This is a genomic window from Streptomyces sp. NPDC056600 (assembly GCF_042792855.1).
Lineage (GTDB): Bacteria > Actinomycetota > Actinomycetes > Streptomycetales > Streptomycetaceae > Streptomyces.
Genome location: NZ_JBHTVQ010000004.1, coordinates 140,505 through 157,684 on the forward strand (window position 1 = coordinate 140,505; position 17,180 = coordinate 157,684).

Sequence of the window (17,180 nt, forward strand, 5' to 3'; positions counted from 1 at the left end):
TCGATGCCATGAGCACCACGGAGCGTCCCAGGATCCTCGTTGTAGGCGGTGGGTACGTAGGCCTGTACGCGGCACGACGCATTCTGAAGAAGATGCGCTTCGGCGAGGCGACCGTCACGGTCGTCGACCCGCGCTCGTACATGACCTACCAGCCCTTCCTCCCCGAAGCCGCCGGCGGCAACATCTCGCCGCGCCACGTCGTCGTCCCGCTGCGACGCGTGCTGCGCAAGGCCGAGGTGCTGACCGGCCGTGTCACCACCATCGACCAGGACCGCAAGGTCGCCACGGTCGCCCCGCTCGTCGGCGAGGCCTACGAGCTCCCCTTCGACTACCTCGTGGTCGCGCTGGGCGCGGTCTCGCGGACCTTCCCGATCCCGGGTCTGGCCGAGCAGGGCATCGGCATGAAGGGCGTGGAGGAGGCCATCGGCCTGCGCAACCACGTCCTGGCCCAGCTGGACAAGGCCGACTCGACGCACGACGAGGAGATCCGCCGCAAGGCGCTCACCTTCGTCTTCATCGGCGGCGGTTTCGCCGGCGCCGAGACGATCGGCGAGGTCGAGGACATGGCCCGCGACGCGGCCAAGTACTACAAGAACGTGTCCCGTGAGGACATGCGCTTCGTGCTGGTCGACGCCGCGGACAAGATCCTCCCCGAGGTCGGCCCCAAGCTCGGCCAGTACGGCAAGCAGCACCTGGAGTCGCGCGGCGTCGAGGTGCACCTGTCCACCTCCATGGACTCCTGCGTGGACGGCCACGTGGTCCTGAAGAACGGCCTCGAGGTCGAGGCGGGCACCATCGTGTGGACCGCCGGCGTCAAGCCCAACCCGGTGCTGTCCCGCTACGGCATCGCGCTCGGCCCGCGCGGCCACGTCGACTGCGCCCCGACCCTCCAGGTCCAGGGCACCGACTACGTCTGGGCCGCGGGCGACAACGCCCAGGTCCCGGACCTGGTCGGCCGTGCGGCCGGCAACCCGAACGCCTGGTGCCCGCCGAACGCGCAGCACGCGCTGCGTCAGGCCAAGGTCCTCGGCGACAACGTCCTCTCGGCGCTGCGCGGCTTCCCGCAGAAGGACTACAAGCACGCCAACAAGGGCGCCGTGGCGGGTCTCGGCCTCCACAAGGGCGTGGCGATGATCGTCATGGGCAAGATGAAGATCAAGCTCAAGGGCCGTCTCGCCTGGTACATGCACCGTGGTTACCACGGCATGGCCATGCCGACCTTCAACCGCAAGATCCGCGTCCTCGCGGACTGGACCCTCGGTGCGCTGACCAAGCGCGAGGTCGTCTCGCTGGGCGCCATGGAGCACCCGCGCGAGGAGTTCTACGAGGCCGCCAAGCCCGCTCCGGCCGCCGCCGTGGCCGCCCCGGCGCCCGCCGGCGTCGTCGCCGCCAAGGCCGAGGAGAAGGCCAAGGCCTGACCTTCCGGTCACCTGCGTGAGCCCGAAGGGGCTGCCCACCTTCCGTGGTGCGGGCAGCCCCTTCGGGCTTTTCGGCGTTGCTTTTCAGCCGATCGTTTGCTTTTCGGACGCCTACGCCCGGCGGTGCCGATGTTTCGGGATGTTTCGTTGACGCGGGCTGTTTACAGCAGGTTCACAGTCGCCCTATGGTCCGGAGTGGGAGCGCTCCCACCCCCACGTTTCTATGTCATGCCCATGCACTGCAGTCGGGTGGACGACCCGGCGGCGCACACCGGCATGACCGGCGAAAGGCACCTGCCGTGATCAGACTGACCAGCCGCTTACGCGGCATCAGGCGCAAGACCTCCCTGCTCACCGCTTTCGCGACTCTGCTCTCCGGTTTCGGCCTGGTGCTGCTGGCCCAGGGCCCGGCCGAGGCCCACGGCGTCGCCATGTCTCCGGGTTCCCGGACCTACCTTTGCTACAAGGACGCGATCACCGGCTCCGGCGCGGCCTCCCCGACCAACGCGGCCTGCGCGGCGGCCCTCGCCCAGAGCGGCTCCTCCTCCCTCTACAACTGGTTCGCGGTCCTCGACTCCAACGCCGGCGGCCGGGGCTCGGGCTACGTGCCCGACGGCACCATCTGCAGCGCCGGCGACCGCTCCCCGTACGACTTCAAGGGCTACAACCTGGCCCGCAACGACTGGCCCAAGACGCACCTGACCTCGGGTTCCAGCTTCCAGTTCAAGTACAGCAACTGGGCCGCGCACCCGGGTGAGTTCCGGGTCTACATCACCCGCCAGGGATGGTCGCCCACCTCGCAGCTGAAGTGGTCCGACCTGTCGCTCATCCACACCGTCTCCAACCCGCCCCAGACGGGCTCGGCCGGTGCCGACGGCGGCTACTACTCCTGGAACACCCCGCTGCCCTCGGGCCGCTCCGGTGACGCGATGATCTTCGTCCAGTGGGTGCGCTCGGACAGCAACGAGAACTTCTTCTCCTGCTCCGACGTCGTCTTCGACGGCGGCAACGGCAACGTGACCGGCATCGGCGGCAGCACCCAGCCGAGCCAGCCGCCCACCACCACGCCGCCCACCACCACGCCGCCCACCACGACTCCTCCGACCACCCCGCCGACCTCGCCGAGCCCCAGCTCCTGCATGGCGTCGTACAAGGTGGTCAGCTCCTGGGGCGGTGGCTTCCAGGGTGAGGTGCAGGTCATGAACCACGGCACCACGGCCCTCAAGGGGTGGCGCGTCAACTGGACGAACGCCAGCGGCACCTCCGTCGCCAGCCTCTGGAACGGCAACCTGACCACCTCCGGATCCGCGGTGACGGTCACCAACGCGGCGCACAACGGTGCGGTGGCGGCCAACGGCACGACGACCTTCGGGTTCACGGCCAACTCGTCCGGAAGCAACCTGCCGACCGGTTCCGTCTCCTGTACGGCCCTGTAGCCGGCCAGGACCGCACCCCCTGAGGGTGACGGGTCTGTGGACAGCCGCGCGGCTGTCCACAGGCCCGGCGGGGGCCGGCACGCAGGCCCTCATGCCTGAAGGGCGTCCTGACGGGCAGAGATGAATTCCCGTCAATCTCCGGTTGACCTAGGTCTCCGGCCGGAGTGTTCAGGGCGGGCCGGCGCGGATCGGAGCGGTTCTGACGATCCGTCAGAGGCCCGTAAAATAAGACAACTTCGTGGGTGTGCTGCTGTTCGAACGGGGTCCCGCCGCTAGGCTCAGGCCTCGCGTGCGCCCCGCGACCGGCCCGGGTGGTGGAATGCAGACACGGCGAGCTTAAACCTCGCTGCCCCTCGGGGGCGTACCGGTTCGAGTCCGGTTCCGGGCACACTGAGTGACACCATGATGACCAGGCGAAACGGCCCTGCGGGGTCGTTTCGTCGTTTCGTCGTCGGCGCGCGGGCGGCGTCCGTGGAGGCGGGCGGCAGAGGCGCCCGGCGCCCGGGGCCTGCCTGGGCGCCCCGGAGGCCGAGGCGTCCAGCCGCACCGTAGGGATCCGAGGCGTCTCGCTGCAGGTGCCGTTGCCGTTGTACCCCCTGTGACAAGGAACGGCGACGGCGGCGTGGAAGCGCGGCACGCAGGAATCGGGGACTCCGCGGCGTGGGACCGCCGCCGGCCAGGCCCTACGGCGTGGGCGCCCCCTCGTCCGCGCGCCGCCAGGTCAGCCGGACCGTGAAGTTCCCTTCCGCCGCCGTCTTGGCGATGACCGCTCCCGCCTCGGCGTTGATCTTCACTCCGAGTTCGACCTCGACCGTGCTGGGCGCGGTGGGGAGCGTGACCAGCCGGTCGAGGAGCGCCGCGGCGGCGTCGCGAACCTGGTCGAAGCTGTCGGCGAGGGTGCGCGCGGCGGTGCCGGCGATCTCCCCCGGCCGGGCGGCGCGCACGATGCCGGAGGTGGCCGGCTCGACCTCCACCACCACCCGCGCGCCGCGCTCCGGCTCCGCGCCGCCGCCCAGCGGCACCCGGATGAGCTGGGTCTCGGCCATGTCTCCTCATCCCTTCTTCGGGCACAGCGCCCCCCGGTAGGCACCGGGGGGAAGTTTCTCCGCGGCGGCCGCGGGCAGCTTCTCGTCGCCGAGGGCCCGGCACAGGTCCGCCATCCACCGCTTCGCCTCGTCGGACGAGGGCGCCGCTGTCGCCTGCTCGCTCCCGCCGGCCGCGGGGGCGGAGGTGGCAGTCTGCTGATCGGGCTTCCCTTGCCGGGGCCGACGAGGGCGAGCACCCCCTGCGGGTCGTACAGGACCGCCGACAGTCCATCGCCCGAGCCCAGGAGGTCGACCGACCACGCCTCGGACAGCGCGAAGGGGTCGTAGCCGGGCGGAGAGGCGGCGGAAGGGGCGGTGCGGGGCGTCGGCGACCGGGGAGACGCCGGGGCGACGGGACCGGCCGCGGAGTAGACCAGGATCCGGGACGCCCCGTCGGTCAAGGTCACCCCCGCGCCGATCTCCTGCTGTCGGGACCGTTCCCGCCGCAGGATCTCGCCGCCCGGCAACTCGCGCACCGTCAGGCGCTGTTCGACGTCCGTGCCCTTGACGAGGGACTCGACCACGGCCACCCGGTCGAGGTCCGGGCTCAGGTCGAGCGCGATCGACTTCCTCATCGTCTGTTCCAGGGTGAGCACCTTCCGCCCCCGGGGCTCCGCCCCGGAAAGGTCCCACACCTCCAGCAGGTTCGTGGTTCCCGTGACGCCGTCCGACAGGCGATTGCTGAGCGTGACCAGGCGTTCGCCGCCGTCGTCCAGCCACAACGCGTCGACCGCGTTCGGCAGACCGGGCAGGATCTTCCTGATGTGCCCGTCGGCCGTGTCCCAGAGGACGAGCCGGCCGCCCTCGCCGAACATCCCGGTCTGCCCGATCAGCACCGAGCCGTCGGGGGAGAAGGCGAGCCGTCCGTACTCCGTCGGCAGGGTGAGGCCGCCACCGCCGGGCAGGTCCGCCAGGTCGCCGAGGTCGGGCAGCTCCAGCCCGGGCAGGTCCACCGACGGGATGCCCACCTCCTCAGGGAAGGGGTCCCCTTCCGCGGGACGTTCCAACTCGCGCGCGTGCCCGGTCCGCACGTCGTACAACCGCACCGGCAGGCCGCCGGGGTCCAAGGGAGTGCTGGGGACGGCGGTGGATCCGACAGGCAGGGACGCACGCGCCATCGCCACCGCGGAGCCGTCGGGGCTGACCGCCGTCACGTCCGCGTGGTGGCCGTCGGACAGCCGTCGTGGCCCGGAGTCACCCGCGCCGTCCAGCACCACCACCTCGCCGTCGGCGGCCGACGCGGCGATCACCCGTCCGTCGGCGTCGACGGTGGGGAAGGCCCTCCACAGCCCCACCGGGTCGGTCAGCAGGGTCCGCAGAGAGGCGTACACCGGGACGATGACGTCGGCGAAGCCGTACCGCGCGTACATCTCGCCCAGGCGCGCCCGGGTCTGCCGGGTGTCCTGGGTGCGGTACGCCCGCAGGGCCAGCAGCAGGGCCGTGTACCCGGAGCCCGTGTCGGAGGGGTCGGCCATGAGGTCGGAGTCGCGTGACTGCTGCACCAGCACCCGGGACGCCTGGGTCGCCGTGTCCTTCACGGCCCCACGCTCACGCGCGCGGACCTCCAGGGCCAAGGCCCCCGCGAGGAGGCCGAGGACCAGGCCCAGCGCGACGATCCGTACGTGACGACGGCGGGCGCCCCGCACGCTCGCCTCCACGTACTCCTGCTCCACCGGGGGGAGTTCGGCGGCGTGGAGCCCCCGCCGGCGCCGGGCGTCGCGCAGGTCCGCGCCCCGGAGCAGCCGGCTGCCGCGGCGCCCTTCGGCGTCCCAGCGGGCGATCCGCCGCCGCAGGTCCTCCTGCCACAGCCTGAAGCCGCGGTCGGCCTCGAAGAACTCGCGCAGCCGGGTCCAGTGCGTCAGCAGGGTCTCGTGGGCCAGTTCCACGGTCTCCTCGGACGATCCGTCGCCCCCGCGGCGCTCCTCGCCGGGCACGACGAGGCGGGTGGTCATCAGCCGCTGGGCGATCCGCCACTGGTGCGGGGGCAGTTCGGTGCGGGCGAGGGTGCGCCGGGTGGGCGCCGCCCGCTCGTCACCGGGGTGGACGAGCTGGACGAGCAGGGCGCGGGCCGCCCCACGCTCCTCCTCGGTCAGGGCGTTGCTCCAGATCTGCTCCGCGTGGGTGACCAGCGCGTCGTCGACGCGGCCCAGGGACTCGTAGGCGGCGTGTCCGATCACCCCGCGCCGCTGGCGCTCCCACAGCCTGGTGAGGGTGAACTCCAGCAGCGGCAGCCGCCCTGGGTCGCTTCCGAGGTCCCTCAGTATCCGGTCCACCAGCCCCGGTTCGTAGCGGACGCCGGTGTGGTCCAGCGGCCGTTCGACGGCCGCCCGCAGCTCCTCGTCGGACATCGCCCCCACGGTGAACAGCCGGTCACCGCCGAACAGCGGGGCGAGCCCCGGATGGCTGAGGACGGACACGAGGAAGTCGGCGCGCAGGGTCACGGCGAGCTGGAGCCCCGAGCCGGGGGCCAGGGCGTGTCCGAGCGCTGCCGCCAGGGCGTCCAGCTCGCTCGGCTCGGCGCCGGTGAGCGCCTCCTCGAACTGGTCGACCACCAGCAGCAGCCGGTCCCTGCCCCGGCGGGCCGGCAGCCGCTCGACGATCTCGGGCATCCGGCCCGCGCGCAGCAGGTCCGTCAGCCCGGGCAGTTCGTGCAGACGCGCGGTCTCGGTCAGGTCGGGTTCGAGTGCCGGCAGCAGCGCGAGGGCCAGGGACTCCAGCGGGTTCCGGCCGACCCCGCCCGGCCGGAGGGCGATGATCTCGCGGCCCCGCCGGTCCCGGAGGGCCGGCAGCACTCCGGCGTGCAGCAAGGAGGACTTCCCGCAGCCGGACGGGCCGACCATGCTGAGGGCGGACGCGTGGTCGAGCAGGCCCGTGATGCGCCGAGCGTGCTCCTCACGGCCGTGGAACAGCCGGGCGTCCCGCTCCTGGAAGGGCTTCAGGCCGCGGAACGGGCAGGGGGGCAGCGCCGTGTCGTCGAGGGCCGCCGAACTCTCGCGCAGCGTCCGGGTGGGGATGAGGTAGGCCGTGCGAACGTCGGGCCTGCTGTCCGCGGCGACCACCATGCCCACCACACCGCCCCCCGGCCACGTCCCAGACCGGGGCGCCGGAGAAGCCGGTCCGCACGCGATGTTCGCTGGCCGGATCCGTGTCGTACTGCAGCCAGCCGGTCGCGGTCCGCGCGCGCAGCCGTCCGACGCTCCAGGCGCCGTCGTCGTAGGCGGGAGGAAAGCCGAAGGTGCGCACCCGCAGGTCCGGTCCGGCCACGTCCTCCACCAGCCGGGCGACCGTCGCCCTGGCCGGGGGGTCGGCGAGCAACCGCAGGACGGCGATGTCACCGGACCCGTCGGGCTGGACCGGGACCCACGACACGACACGCACCTCTGCCCGGAGGCCCGGCCGGGCCAGGGGGAAGTCGACCCATAATCGTCCGGCCGGCGGCTCCGCCGACGAGGGCGAGGAGGAGCCCAGCGCCCTGCCGACCACGTGGGCGCAGGTGATCACCTCCCGGTGGCCGCCGAGGAAGCCGGCCCCTTCCGGTCTGCCGTCCGCGTTCAGCACCCTCACCACCGCCGCGTCGCTCGGCGCGGCGCCGTCCCGCTCCATGGAGTAGTCCCCCGATCGCCCGGTCCACCGGTCGGCCCCCCGGCGTCGCTGCGGCCCGCCGAGGAGCTCGACGCGACCAGAGTGTCGCCCGCCACCGTGCGGGACAAGCGGGTTCCCGGACGACCTGCGGGGCGAGCCGCTCCGGGTCCGGGGCCTCGTCGCGCGTGCGGCCTCCAGGCAGCGTGACGTCGAACGTGCGCGCCGGCTGGGCGAGTTCACCACTGCCGGTGATCCGGGCGCGGTGTCCGGGCTCCCGGGGTTTCGCGTCCGGCATGGCCTCCTCAAGGCGCGGGCGGCGTGCGGGCGGGGCCAAAAAAGCAAGCGCTTAGAAAAATGCGTCCGGTGTCACACCTCCATCGCGGTGACCGCGCGGGTACGGACCGGTAACTTCCCAGGAAGTCCGACCTATCCGCCGCGTACGCCTCAGGAGTCCTGATGCCCGAAGCCGTGATCGTCTCAGCCGCCCGTTCCCCCATCGGCCGCGCCTTCAAGGGCTCCCTCAAGGACCTGCGTCCGGACGACATCGCGTCCACCATCATCCAGGCCGCCCTCGCCAAGGTCCCCGAGCTCGACCCGCGCGACATCGACGACCTGATGCTCGGCGTCGGCCTCCCCGGCGGCGAGCAGGGCAACAACCTCGGCCGCATCGTCGCCGTCGAGATGGGCATGGACTTCCTGCCGGGCTGCACGATCACCCGGTACTGCTCCTCCTCCCTGCAGACCAGCCGCATGGCCCTGCACGCCATCAAGGCCGGAGAGGGCGACGTCTTCATCTCCGCGGGCGTCGAGATGGTCTCCCGGTTCGTCAAGGGCAACTCCGACAGCCTCCCGGACACGCGCAACCCGCTGTTCGCGGACGCCGAGGCGCGCACCGCCGAGGTCGCCCAGCAGGAGGGCACCACCTGGCACGACCCGCGCGAGGACGGTCTGCTCCCCGACCCCTACATCGCGATGGGCCAGACCGCCGAGAACCTGGCCCGCCTCAAGGGCGTCACCCGCCAGGAGATGGACGAGTTCGGCGTCCGCTCGCAGAACCTCGCCGAGAAGGCCATCAAGGACGGCTTCTGGGAGCGCGAGATCACCCCGGTGACGCTGCCCGACGGCACGGTCGTCTCCCAGGACGACGGCCCGCGCGCCGGCGTCACCCTGGAGGGCGTGCAGGGCCTCAAGCCGGTCTTCCGCCCCGACGGCCTGGTCACCGCGGCCAACTGCTGCCCGCTCAACGACGGCGCCGCCGCCCTGGTGATCATGTCGGACACCAAGGCCCGCGAGCTCGGCCTGACCCCGCTGGCCCGCATCGTCTCCACCGGCGTCTCCGGCCTCTCCCCGGAGATCATGGGCCTCGGCCCGGTCGAGGCCTCCCGCCAGGCGCTGAAGCGGGCCGGCCTGTCCGTCTCGGACGTCGACCTGTGGGAGATCAACGAGGCGTTCGCCGCCCAGGTGATCCCCTCCTACCAGGACCTCGGCATCGACCTCGACCGCCTGAACGTCAACGGCGGCGCGATCGCGGTCGGCCACCCCTTCGGCATGACCGGCGCGCGCATCACCGGCACGCTGATCAACTCCCTGCAGTGGCACGACAAGCAGTTCGGCGTGGAGACCATGTGCGTCGGCGGCGGCCAGGGCATGGCGATGGTCATCGAGCGCCTCAGCTGACCTCGGCCCGGCCCGCGGTGGGGCCCCGCTTCCCGGACGTTCGTTCCGGGGGCGGGGCCCGCGCGTTTCCGGGGCCCCTCCAGCCCTGTGCGGCAGTCTCCGCGGCGGGCCCTTCACAGGACCGGTGCCGTCCCGTGACCCAACCTCCTCCAGGATGTGACCTATCTCCCTCGGGCCACGGTCGACGCCGAGAACGCGCAGGTCAGCCGCCCCGTGGACACCGATGCGCCCCCGCTGTGCGCCCGATTCGCGGTGGTTCGCACTGACATCCGGGCCGTTCAGGCGTCAAGCTCGGTAGGGGAACTCGATGTAGGAAAGTCGGGGTCGACTCGTACGGGGGTGCGCCGGTCGTCGTCCGGCGCGTTTGTCCGTGGGAACCGGGAGTACGTCAGTGAGCGCCATGCAGACCGCCCTGCTGGTCATCTCCGCCGCCGCCTGTGTCGTGGGGGCCGCGGTCCTCGTCGCCCTGCGGCGTCTGCGCGGGGAGTTCGCCGCGCTGCGCGCCGAGCTGGAGAGCGCGGTGCCGGACGGGTCCGCCGCCGGCCGTGAGGGCGCCGCGCCGCGGGTCCCCGCCGCGCGGTCCGCCGCCGACACCGAGGACATACGCGCGGCCGTCGCCGAGGCGCTGGCCGAGGAGCGGGAGCGGGAGCTGGCCGAGGCGCGCGCCTTCTGGGCCGCGCAGGAGGCGCGGGACGCGTCCGAGGCGCGGTCCCTGCTGGGACTGCCGCCGGACGGCGAGTTCCTCCTGCCGCACCCGTCCGACTTCGCCGGGCTGGAGCTCGACGCGGAGGGCGGCGAGGGCGAGTCCGCCGAACTGGCCGCCGCGCGGCGCCGTCACCCCTCCCACCCCGAATTCACCCCGCTCGGCGCGCAGTCGCCGACCGTCGCCGACGACGAGCAGACGCTGGCGCGGCTGGAGGAGCTGGCCCAGGCGGAGACGCCGCTGGCCGACGTGCGGCCCGGGCCGATGGGGACGCTCGACGTCTACGAGTTCGCCGACGGGACGACGCTGTGCGTCACGCCCGGACACCGGGAGACCGCGGAACGGCTCGCCTCGGCGATAGACCAGGGTGACGCGCCGTCGCTCCTGGGCGGCTCCGGGATCTCCGGCGGCTACGTCCTCACGTTCACCTGCGGCCCCACCGACAACGTCTGCGTCCTCGCCGACCGGGTCATAGCCTCCCTCTGACGGGAGCGCTGACGCGGCGCGGGAAAGACTGCCGCGGAAAAGACTGTCGCGGGAACCGTCGCACCCCTCGCGGACGAGGGGTCGGGACGACGACGGTTCCCGCGTCGGACGCGGACCGGGTCAGGACCGGGCATCGCGCACACCGGCCCGGGGCGGGGAGCCGCTCCCGCCCCCACCGGCATCCACCACCCTGCCGGACCCGTGTTAAGCCCATGCTGCGCGCACGTGACACGTGGGTACCACTTGCCGCAACGCCCCGGGTGCGCCCCCGTCGCGAGGGGCGCGCCCGGGTTCACCGCGTGGTCAGCGCTCCTGGCCCCTGGCGAGGAAGGACAGCAGGTCCTGCCGGCTGACGACGCCCGTCGGCTTGCCGTCCACCAGCACGATCGCCGCGTCCGCGGAACCCAGCACCGCCATCAGGTCCTCCACCGGCTCGCCCGAGCCGACCTGCGGCAGGGGCGCCGACATGTGCCGCTCCAGCGGGTCGCCGAGGTCCGCCCGCTTGGTGAACAGCGCGTCGAGCAGCTCCTTCTCGACGACCGAGCCGATCACCTCCGCCGCCATCACGTCCGGGTGGCCCGCCCCCGGCTTGACGATCGGCATCTGCGAGACGCCGTACTCGCGCAGCACCTCGATGGCCTGGCCGACCGTCTCGTCGGGGTGCATGTGGACCAGCGACGGCATGCCGTGGTCCTTGTCGTTCAGCACGTCGGAGACCCGCGCGCTCGGGCCCGCGTCCTCCAGGAAGCCGTAGTCGGCCATCCACTCGTCGTTGAAGATCTTGCTCATGTAGCCGCGGCCGCTGTCCGGCAGCAGCACCACGACGACGTCGTCCGGACCGAGCCCCTTCGCGACCTCCAGTGCCGCCACCACGGCCATGCCGCAGGAGCCGCCCACCAGCAGGCCCTCCTCCTTGGCGAGGCGGCGGGTCATCTGGAAGGAGTCACGGTCGGAGACGGCGACGATCCCGTCGGCCACCTCGCGGTCGTAGGCGGTCGGCCAGAAGTCCTCGCCCACGCCCTCGACCAGGTACGGGCGGCCGGAGCCGCCGGAGTACACCGAGCCCTCCGGGTCCGCGCCGATCACCTTGACGCGGCCCTCGCTCGCGTCCTTCAGGTAGCGGCCGGTGCCGGAGATGGTGCCGCCGGTGCCCACGCCCGCCACGAAATGGGTGATCTTCCCCTCCGTCTGCTCCCACAGCTCGGGGCCGGTGGAGTGGTAGTGGGAGAGCGGGTTGTTCGGGTTCGAGTACTGGTCCGGCTTCCAGGCGCCCGGGATCTCCCGGACCAGGCGGTCGGACACGTTGTAGTACGAGTCCGGGTGCTCAGGGTCGACGGCGGTCGGGCAGACCACGACCTCCGCGCCGTACGCGCGCAGCACGTTGATCTTGTCCGTGCTGACCTTGTCGGGGCAGACGAAGACGCACTTGTAGCCCTTCTGCTGCGCCACGATGGCCAGGCCGACGCCGGTGTTGCCGCTGGTCGGCTCGACAATGGTGCCGCCCGGCTTCAGCTCGCCGCTCTGCTCCGCGGCTTCGATCATCCGCAGGGCGATGCGGTCCTTCACGGAGCCGCCGGGGTTGAAGTACTCGACCTTGGCGAGGACCGTGGCCTCAATGCCCTCGGTCACCCTGTTGAGCCTCACCAGCGGCGTGTTGCCGACGAGGCTGATCATCGAGTCGTGGAATCGCACCGTTGTCTCCGGTCGCTCAGGTCTTGATTCGGTGGCCACCAGCCTACGGGCCTGACACAGCGTCGCCGACTCGTCACGATTGCGATTGGCCGACCACCTCCACGGGGCAAGCAAGGAGTACAGGACCGCGCGGGTGCGCAGGTGACGAGGAGGTGGCGGCGAAGGATGTCGAGTACGGCGAAGGCACGCGTGGCCCGGCGGATCGCGGCCGGCGCCGCGTACGGCGGGGGCGGTATCGGCCTGGCGGGCGCCGCCGCCGCGGGACTGCTGCTGGCCGAGATGCATCTGGCCCGGCGGACGGTGACGACCAACGGGTACGACCCGCACGTCCCGAACGCCGACGGTCTGTACGGAGGCGGCTACGCCACCCGGGACCGCGCTCCGCTGCGCCTGGTGATGCTGGGCGACTCCACGGCCGCCGGGCAGGGCGTCCACCGCTCCGGGCAGACCCCCGGCGCGCTGCTCGCCTCGGGGCTGGCCGCGGTCGCGGAGCTGCCGGTGCGGCTGCGCGTGGTGGCCGTGCCGGGGGCGACCTCGGAGGACCTGGACCGGCAGGTGTCCGAGGCGGTCGCCGCCGACGACGGCCCGCCGGACGTGTGCGTGATCATGGTGGGCGCCAACGACGTCACCAGCCGCACGCCCGCCACCCGCTCGGTGCGCTGCCTGGCGGGCGCGGTGCGCCGGCTGCGTACCGCCGGGGCCGAGGTGGTCGTCGGCACCTGCCCGGATCTGGGCACCATCGAGCCCATCCAGCAGCCGCTGCGCTGGCTGGCGAGGCGGACCTCGCGCCAGCTGGCCGCCGCCCAGACCATCGGCACGGTGGAGCAGGGCGGGCGGACCGTCTCGCTGGGCGACATGCTGGGGCCCGAGTTCGCCGCCCATCCGCGGGAGCTGTTCGGCCCCGACGCCTACCACCCCTCGGCCGAGGGCTACCAGACGGCGGCCATGGCGGTGCTGCCCACGGTCTGCGCGGCCCTCGGGCTGTGGCCGGCCGAGGAGGAGCGTCCGGACGCCACCCGCGACGAGGGCTTCCTGCCGGTGGCCCGGGCCGCGGCGGCGGCGGCCGAGGAGGCCGGCACCGAGGTCACGGCGGCCTCGCCGGGCGGGGTGCGCGGCGCGTGGGCCATGCTCAAGCGGCGCCGCCGCCGGCGGGTGAACCCCCCGCCGGTCCACGAACCCGCCCGGCACAGCTCCACGGGGGCATAACGAGGAGGTCCGGGGCGTTGCGTGCCTGCAAGGGGGAAGGAAAGATCCTACCCAAGCAGTAGAGTCACTTTTTTGCCTGTCCATTACTCTTGAGCCCAAGGCCGCGCAGGGTGGCCATGGAGGAGTGAAATGAGGAGCAGCAACCCGGTCTTCTCGCGACGGGGGTTCAGCCGCGACAACGGCCACGCGGGCTTCAACACCGCGCCGCAGGCCGGGGGAGCCGCCGTCGGCACGCAGGGGGCCAACCCCTACGCGCAGAACCCGTACGCGCAGAACCCTTACGCCCAGGACGCCGCCCAGTACGGCGCCCCGCAGGCCCCGGTCTCCGCCGGCCGCATGACGATGGACGACGTCATCATGCGCACCGCGAGCACCCTCGGCGTGCTGATCGTCACCGCCGCCCTCTCCTGGGCGCTGCTGCCGGTCGACATGGGCAACATCAACCGGTCGTACGGCGTCGCCATCGGTGCGGCCCTCATCGGCTTCGTGCTGGCCATGGTCCAGTCCTTCAAGCGCAAGGCCTCGCCCGCGCTGATCCTGACCTACGCGGCCTTCGAGGGCGTGTTCCTCGGCGTCCTGTCGAACATCGTCGACACGCACATCGCGAGCGGCGCGGCCATGCAGGCCGTGCTCGGCACGATGGCGGTCTTCGCCGCCGTCCTGTTCGCGTACAAGATGCGCTGGATCAGGGTGAACCGCCGCTTCGCCGGCTTCGTCATGGCGGCCGCGCTCGGCTTCGTCCTGCTGATGATGGTGAACATGCTGTTCGCCGTCTTCGGCGGCGGTGACGGCCTCGGCTTCCGCAGCGGCGGCATGGGCATCATGTTCGGCGTCATCGGCATCCTGCTCGGCGCCTGCTTCCTCGCCCTGGACTTCAAGCAGGTCGAGGACGGCATCGCCTACGGCGCGCCCCGCGAGGAGTCGTGGATGGCCGCCTTCGGTCTGACGCTGACCCTGGTCTGGATCTACACGGAGTTCCTCCGTCTGATCGCGATCCTCAACAGCAGCGACTGATCACCCGCGTGAACGGAAGGGCCCCGGGTCTCCCGGGGCCCTTCCGGCGTTACGCGTAGTCTCGGGGTGTGGTTGATACGACACCCCTGACCCGGGCCGTGGAACAGTTCGCCGACCGTCTGCGCGCCGCGCCGCAGAGCCGGCTGCAGCGCGGGGCGGCGGGCGAGGCCCTCGGCCTGGCCCGCGAGCTGGCGGTGCGGGCCCAGCGGCTGGAGACGCCCGGCGCGGAGCCGCGGGAGATGCCCGACGCCGGCATGTTCGCCGTCGCCGACCAGGTGACCGTCGCCGCCCACGACCTCGCGTCGGTGGCCCCGGACGCGTCCACGGTCGCCGACGCCGCCCACCTGGTCGTCGAGGCGCAGCGCCGCGCGGGGGTCTGACCGGGGCCCGACCGCCGGCTCTGCATCGACCGGCGGTCAGGCCCCGCGTGCTGGGCGCAGGGCCGCGTGTCGGGTGCCGAGCGCCTACGGCGCGGTGGGGGCCCCTTCGGCGGGCTCGCCCTCGGTGATCTCCGTGGTGTCCACGTCGGCGGCGCAGTCCTCCGGTATCCCGGCCGCGGTGGTGGCGCACTCGGTGGGAGTGACCACCGCTTCCTTGTCCGCCGCCTCGACCGGCGAACACGCCGTCGCGGCCGTGGCGAAGCAGAGAACGAGCGCGGCCGAGGCCGCCGCGGTACGCAGGCGCATGGAAGAGGTCCCCCCTCTTGATCGTCGTCAGGACGCCCGGATCGTAGCCGAGGGGAGCACCCGGACGGTCCCGTGCCGTGGACGCCCCCTCCCGCCGCCCCGCCGGGCTGAATAAAGTCATGCGGAGTGACCCGCCGGGAGAGGGAGTATGCATTGAGCACCACCACCGGGAGCCCCGCCGACGCCCGGCTGAGGGCGCTCTTCGAGGGCCGGCAGCTCACCCCCACCCAGCGCCGCATCGCCCACTGCATGGTGCGCCGCGCCGCGGAGATGCCGTACCTGTCCAGCGTGGAGGTCGCGGAGCTGGCCGGCGTGAGCCAGCCGTCCGTCACCCGCTTCGCGGTGGCCCTCGGCTTCGACGGCTACCCGGCGCTCCGCCGCCGCCTGCGTGAGGTGGTGCCGGCGCCGGCGGACGCGTCGCAGGAAGGGGAGCGGGTGGAGACGAACTCCTACCAGCGCGCCGTCGAGGCGGAGATCGACAACCTGCGCCGCCTCGCCGACGCGCTCGCCGACCCCGGACCCGTCCGCGAGGCGGGCCGGCTGCTGGCCGCCTCCCGCCCGCTGCCGGTGCTGGGCCTGCGGGCCGCGGTCGCGCAGGCCCACGGGTTCGCGTACTTCGCCGCCAAGGTGCACCCGGACGTCCGCCTGCTCACCGAGGGCGGCTCGATGCTTCACGACCGGATCGACGGCGCCCGCCGGGCCGGCGCGGGCGCGCTGCTCTGCTTCGCGCTGCCGCGCCACCCGAAGGAGACGGTCGAGGCGCTGGCCCACGCGCGGGAGGAGGGGCTGACCGTGGTGACCGTGGCCGACTCCGCGTTCGCGCCGGTGGCCGGCGTCTCCGACCTGCTGATCCCGGCGGCCGTCGGCACCGGCCTGGCCTTCGACACGGCCTGCGCCCCGATGCTGCTGGGCCGCGTGCTGCTCGAGGCGATGTGCGACCGCCTGCCCGAGGCGCAGGCACGGCTCGAGGAGTTCGACGCCCGCGCCGCCTCCCGTGGGCTCTTCGCCGAATAGCGCGCGCCCGCGCGGACCGTTCGCGCATGTTGATCTCGTCCGTACTGACGCCGTTCCGACAGGCCTTGACTACGCTTTTCGTTCGAACGTTCCGATACCGGAGACGCGCGACAGGCGCTGGAGGACGAGGAGGGGATCGTGGCTCGCGGAGGTCAGGGACTGGCCCGGGTGGCCGTGGTCGTGAGAGCGGGAGCAGCCCCGATGTGGTGGCTCGGGGTGCTGGCGGCGGGAGCGGGATCGCTCCTGCCGGGACTGACCGGCCGGCGGATCGGCTGGTACGCGGGGGCGGTGCTGTTCCTGGCGGCCGCCGCCGTGGTGGCCGCCGCCCGGCGCAAGCGGTACCGGGCGCTGGTGAAGGCCGCGGCCAAGGCGGGCCGCAACGACGTGCTGCAGGACCGTGCGGTGTCGGCGCGGGTGTGGCGGCGCGGCCACGGGTGGTGGCTGCTGCTCGCCTTCCTCGCCGCGGCGGGGTCCTCGTTCGCGATGCCCGCCGCCGGCGGCATGGCGCTGGCCGGCGCGGGCGTCGGCCTGTGGCTGAAGGCGGCCTGGCTGGGCTCCCAGGAGCGGGCCGCCGGGGCGCTGCTGTGGGTGCGGGTGGACTGGCTGCGGCGCGGTGGCGCCCCGGCCGGGAGGACCGTCCGGGGCTACCGCGTCACGGGCGTCGCGGCGGGTGACGCGACGCCGGGTGGGGCGCGTCGCCGCCGTACCCCGGTTCCGGCCTGACCGGAGCCGGTTCCTGCGAGGACCCCGGCCGGGACCGTACGCCGGAGCGCACCGGGTGCGGTCCCGGCCGGGGATCAGACCTCCAGCTCCGCCTCGATGCGCTTCAGCTGGTGGCGGGCCATCGCCAGGTTGGAGCGGGCGGCGTCCAGCGCCAGGTAGAGGAACAGCCCGTTCCCGCTGCGGCCCTTGATCAGCCGGATCAGGTGGTACTGGTCGGTGAGGGTGATCAGGATGTCCTCGATCTCGGACTGGATGCCGAGGTGTTCCATGGTGCGCATCTTGGCGCGCACCACGTCGGTGTTGCCGGCGGCGGCGACGTTCAGGTCGAAGTCCTTGCTGCCGCCGAGCGTGCCGAGCGCCATGCCGCTGGTGTAGTCCACCAGCGCGACGCCGGTGGCGCCCTCGATGGTCGTCAGGGCTTCCTTCAGGGCGGTCTCGGTGCTGGCCATGCGGTGTTT

Annotated in this window: 14 protein-coding genes, 1 tRNA gene and 1 pseudogene; 10 read left to right on the forward strand and 6 right to left on the reverse strand. The window is 72.8% G+C overall.

The features are described 5' to 3' along the window. The first annotated feature begins 8 nt into the window (after window positions 1-8). From ACFRAV_RS03830 to ACFRAV_RS03840, 3 genes are all read left to right on the forward strand, one after another. Window positions 9-1,418, forward strand: coding sequence for an NAD(P)/FAD-dependent oxidoreductase (locus ACFRAV_RS03830; RefSeq protein ID WP_382551363.1), 1,410 nt, complete (start codon window positions 9-11; stop codon window positions 1,416-1,418). A 299-nt stretch (window positions 1,419-1,717) separates the two neighbouring features. Beyond that, a complete protein-coding gene (locus tag ACFRAV_RS03835) occupies window positions 1,718-2,854 on the forward strand; it encodes a lytic polysaccharide monooxygenase (protein WP_382551365.1) in 1,137 nt (378 codons plus the stop codon). A 305-nt stretch (window positions 2,855-3,159) separates the two neighbouring features. Further along, window positions 3,160-3,242, forward strand: a tRNA-Leu gene (locus tag ACFRAV_RS03840). A gap of 295 nt (window positions 3,243-3,537) precedes the next feature. Here ACFRAV_RS03840 and ACFRAV_RS03845 read toward each other — a convergent pair. From ACFRAV_RS03845 to ACFRAV_RS03855, 3 genes and pseudogenes are all read right to left on the reverse strand, one after another. Then, entirely contained in the window at window positions 3,538-3,900 is a 363-nt protein-coding gene (locus ACFRAV_RS03845; protein WP_382551366.1) for a CU044_2847 family protein, read from the reverse strand. A gap of 1,850 nt (window positions 3,901-5,750) precedes the next feature. Next, a pseudogene (locus tag ACFRAV_RS03850) lies at window positions 5,751-6,938 on the reverse strand (hypothetical protein); the annotation flags it as partial. Beyond that, a complete protein-coding gene (locus tag ACFRAV_RS03855; RefSeq protein ID WP_382551367.1) occupies window positions 6,832-7,542 on the reverse strand; it encodes a serine protease in 711 nt (236 codons plus the stop codon). The gene ACFRAV_RS03855 and the pseudogene ACFRAV_RS03850, both read right to left, overlap by 107 nt. 435 nt (window positions 7,543-7,977) lie before the next feature. Here ACFRAV_RS03855 and ACFRAV_RS03860 point away from each other — a divergent pair, with 435 nt between their 5' ends. Both ACFRAV_RS03860 and ACFRAV_RS03865 read left to right on the forward strand, forming a co-directional pair. Next, window positions 7,978-9,198 carry an acetyl-CoA C-acetyltransferase gene (locus tag ACFRAV_RS03860; protein WP_382551369.1) on the forward strand — a complete coding sequence of 407 codons (1,221 nt, stop codon included), beginning with the start codon at window positions 7,978-7,980 and terminating at the stop codon, window positions 9,196-9,198. Window positions 9,199-9,598: 400 nt separating this feature from the next. Then, window positions 9,599-10,387, forward strand: a complete 789-nt coding sequence (locus tag ACFRAV_RS03865; RefSeq protein ID WP_382551417.1) for a hypothetical protein — start codon at window positions 9,599-9,601, stop codon at window positions 10,385-10,387. A 303-nt stretch (window positions 10,388-10,690) separates the two neighbouring features. Here ACFRAV_RS03865 and ACFRAV_RS03870 read toward each other — a convergent pair whose 3' ends face one another. Then, window positions 10,691-12,079, reverse strand: coding sequence for a cystathionine beta-synthase (locus tag ACFRAV_RS03870; protein ID WP_382551370.1), 1,389 nt, complete (start codon window positions 12,077-12,079; stop codon window positions 10,691-10,693). A 165-nt stretch (window positions 12,080-12,244) separates the two neighbouring features. Here ACFRAV_RS03870 and ACFRAV_RS03875 point away from each other — a divergent pair, with 165 nt between their 5' ends. From ACFRAV_RS03875 to ACFRAV_RS03885, 3 genes are all read left to right on the forward strand, one after another. Further along, a complete protein-coding gene (locus tag ACFRAV_RS03875; protein ID WP_382551372.1) occupies window positions 12,245-13,285 on the forward strand; it encodes an SGNH/GDSL hydrolase family protein in 1,041 nt (346 codons plus the stop codon). Window positions 13,286-13,414: 129 nt separating this feature from the next. Next, entirely contained in the window at window positions 13,415-14,299 is an 885-nt protein-coding gene (locus ACFRAV_RS03880) for a Bax inhibitor-1/YccA family protein (RefSeq protein ID WP_351113469.1), read from the forward strand. 68 nt (window positions 14,300-14,367) lie between these two features. Beyond that, complete coding sequence (locus tag ACFRAV_RS03885; protein WP_382551373.1) at window positions 14,368-14,679, forward strand: hypothetical protein; 312 nt, start codon at window positions 14,368-14,370, stop codon at window positions 14,677-14,679. Window positions 14,680-14,763: 84 nt separating this feature from the next. On the opposite strand, the gene ACFRAV_RS03890 is transcribed toward ACFRAV_RS03885, so the two are convergent. After that, complete coding sequence (locus ACFRAV_RS03890) at window positions 14,764-14,985, reverse strand: hypothetical protein (RefSeq protein ID WP_382551374.1); 222 nt, start codon at window positions 14,983-14,985, stop codon at window positions 14,764-14,766. Between the two features lie 153 nt (window positions 14,986-15,138). Between ACFRAV_RS03890 and ACFRAV_RS03895 the strand changes: the two genes are divergently transcribed. Then, window positions 15,139-15,999: a MurR/RpiR family transcriptional regulator gene (locus ACFRAV_RS03895; protein WP_382551376.1), complete on the forward strand. Its 861-nt coding sequence runs from the start codon at window positions 15,139-15,141 to the stop codon at window positions 15,997-15,999. A gap of 138 nt (window positions 16,000-16,137) precedes the next feature. After that, on the forward strand, window positions 16,138-16,722 hold the full coding sequence (locus ACFRAV_RS03900; RefSeq protein ID WP_382551378.1) for a hypothetical protein: 585 nt from the start codon (window positions 16,138-16,140) through the stop codon (window positions 16,720-16,722). A 74-nt stretch (window positions 16,723-16,796) separates the two neighbouring features. Here the strand turns inward: ACFRAV_RS03900 and ACFRAV_RS03905 are convergent, their stop codons facing one another. Then, window positions 16,797-17,171 (reverse strand): hypothetical protein, encoded by a 375-nt coding sequence (locus ACFRAV_RS03905; protein ID WP_351113475.1) that lies wholly within the window; start codon window positions 17,169-17,171, stop codon window positions 16,797-16,799. Window positions 17,172-17,180 lie beyond the last annotated feature (9 nt).

Coding starts and splice junctions, on each gene's coding strand:
- ACFRAV_RS03905 (WP_351113475.1), bottom strand. CDS start 17,171: ATGGCCAGCACCGAGACCGCCCTGAAGGAAGCCCTGACGACCATCGAG.
- ACFRAV_RS03845 (WP_382551366.1), bottom strand. CDS start 3,900: ATGGCCGAGACCCAGCTCATCCGGGTGCCGCTGGGCGGCGGCGCGGAG.
- ACFRAV_RS03830 (WP_382551363.1), top strand. CDS start 9: ATGAGCACCACGGAGCGTCCCAGGATCCTCGTTGTAGGCGGTGGGTAC.
- ACFRAV_RS03865 (WP_382551417.1), top strand. CDS start 9,599: ATGCAGACCGCCCTGCTGGTCATCTCCGCCGCCGCCTGTGTCGTGGGG.
- ACFRAV_RS03880 (WP_351113469.1), top strand. CDS start 13,415: ATGAGGAGCAGCAACCCGGTCTTCTCGCGACGGGGGTTCAGCCGCGAC.
- ACFRAV_RS03860 (WP_382551369.1), top strand. CDS start 7,978: ATGCCCGAAGCCGTGATCGTCTCAGCCGCCCGTTCCCCCATCGGCCGC.
- ACFRAV_RS03890 (WP_382551374.1), bottom strand. CDS start 14,985: ATGCGCCTGCGTACCGCGGCGGCCTCGGCCGCGCTCGTTCTCTGCTTC.
- ACFRAV_RS03855 (WP_382551367.1), bottom strand. CDS start 7,542: ATGGAGCGGGACGGCGCCGCGCCGAGCGACGCGGCGGTGGTGAGGGTG.
- ACFRAV_RS03875 (WP_382551372.1), top strand. CDS start 12,245: ATGTCGAGTACGGCGAAGGCACGCGTGGCCCGGCGGATCGCGGCCGGC.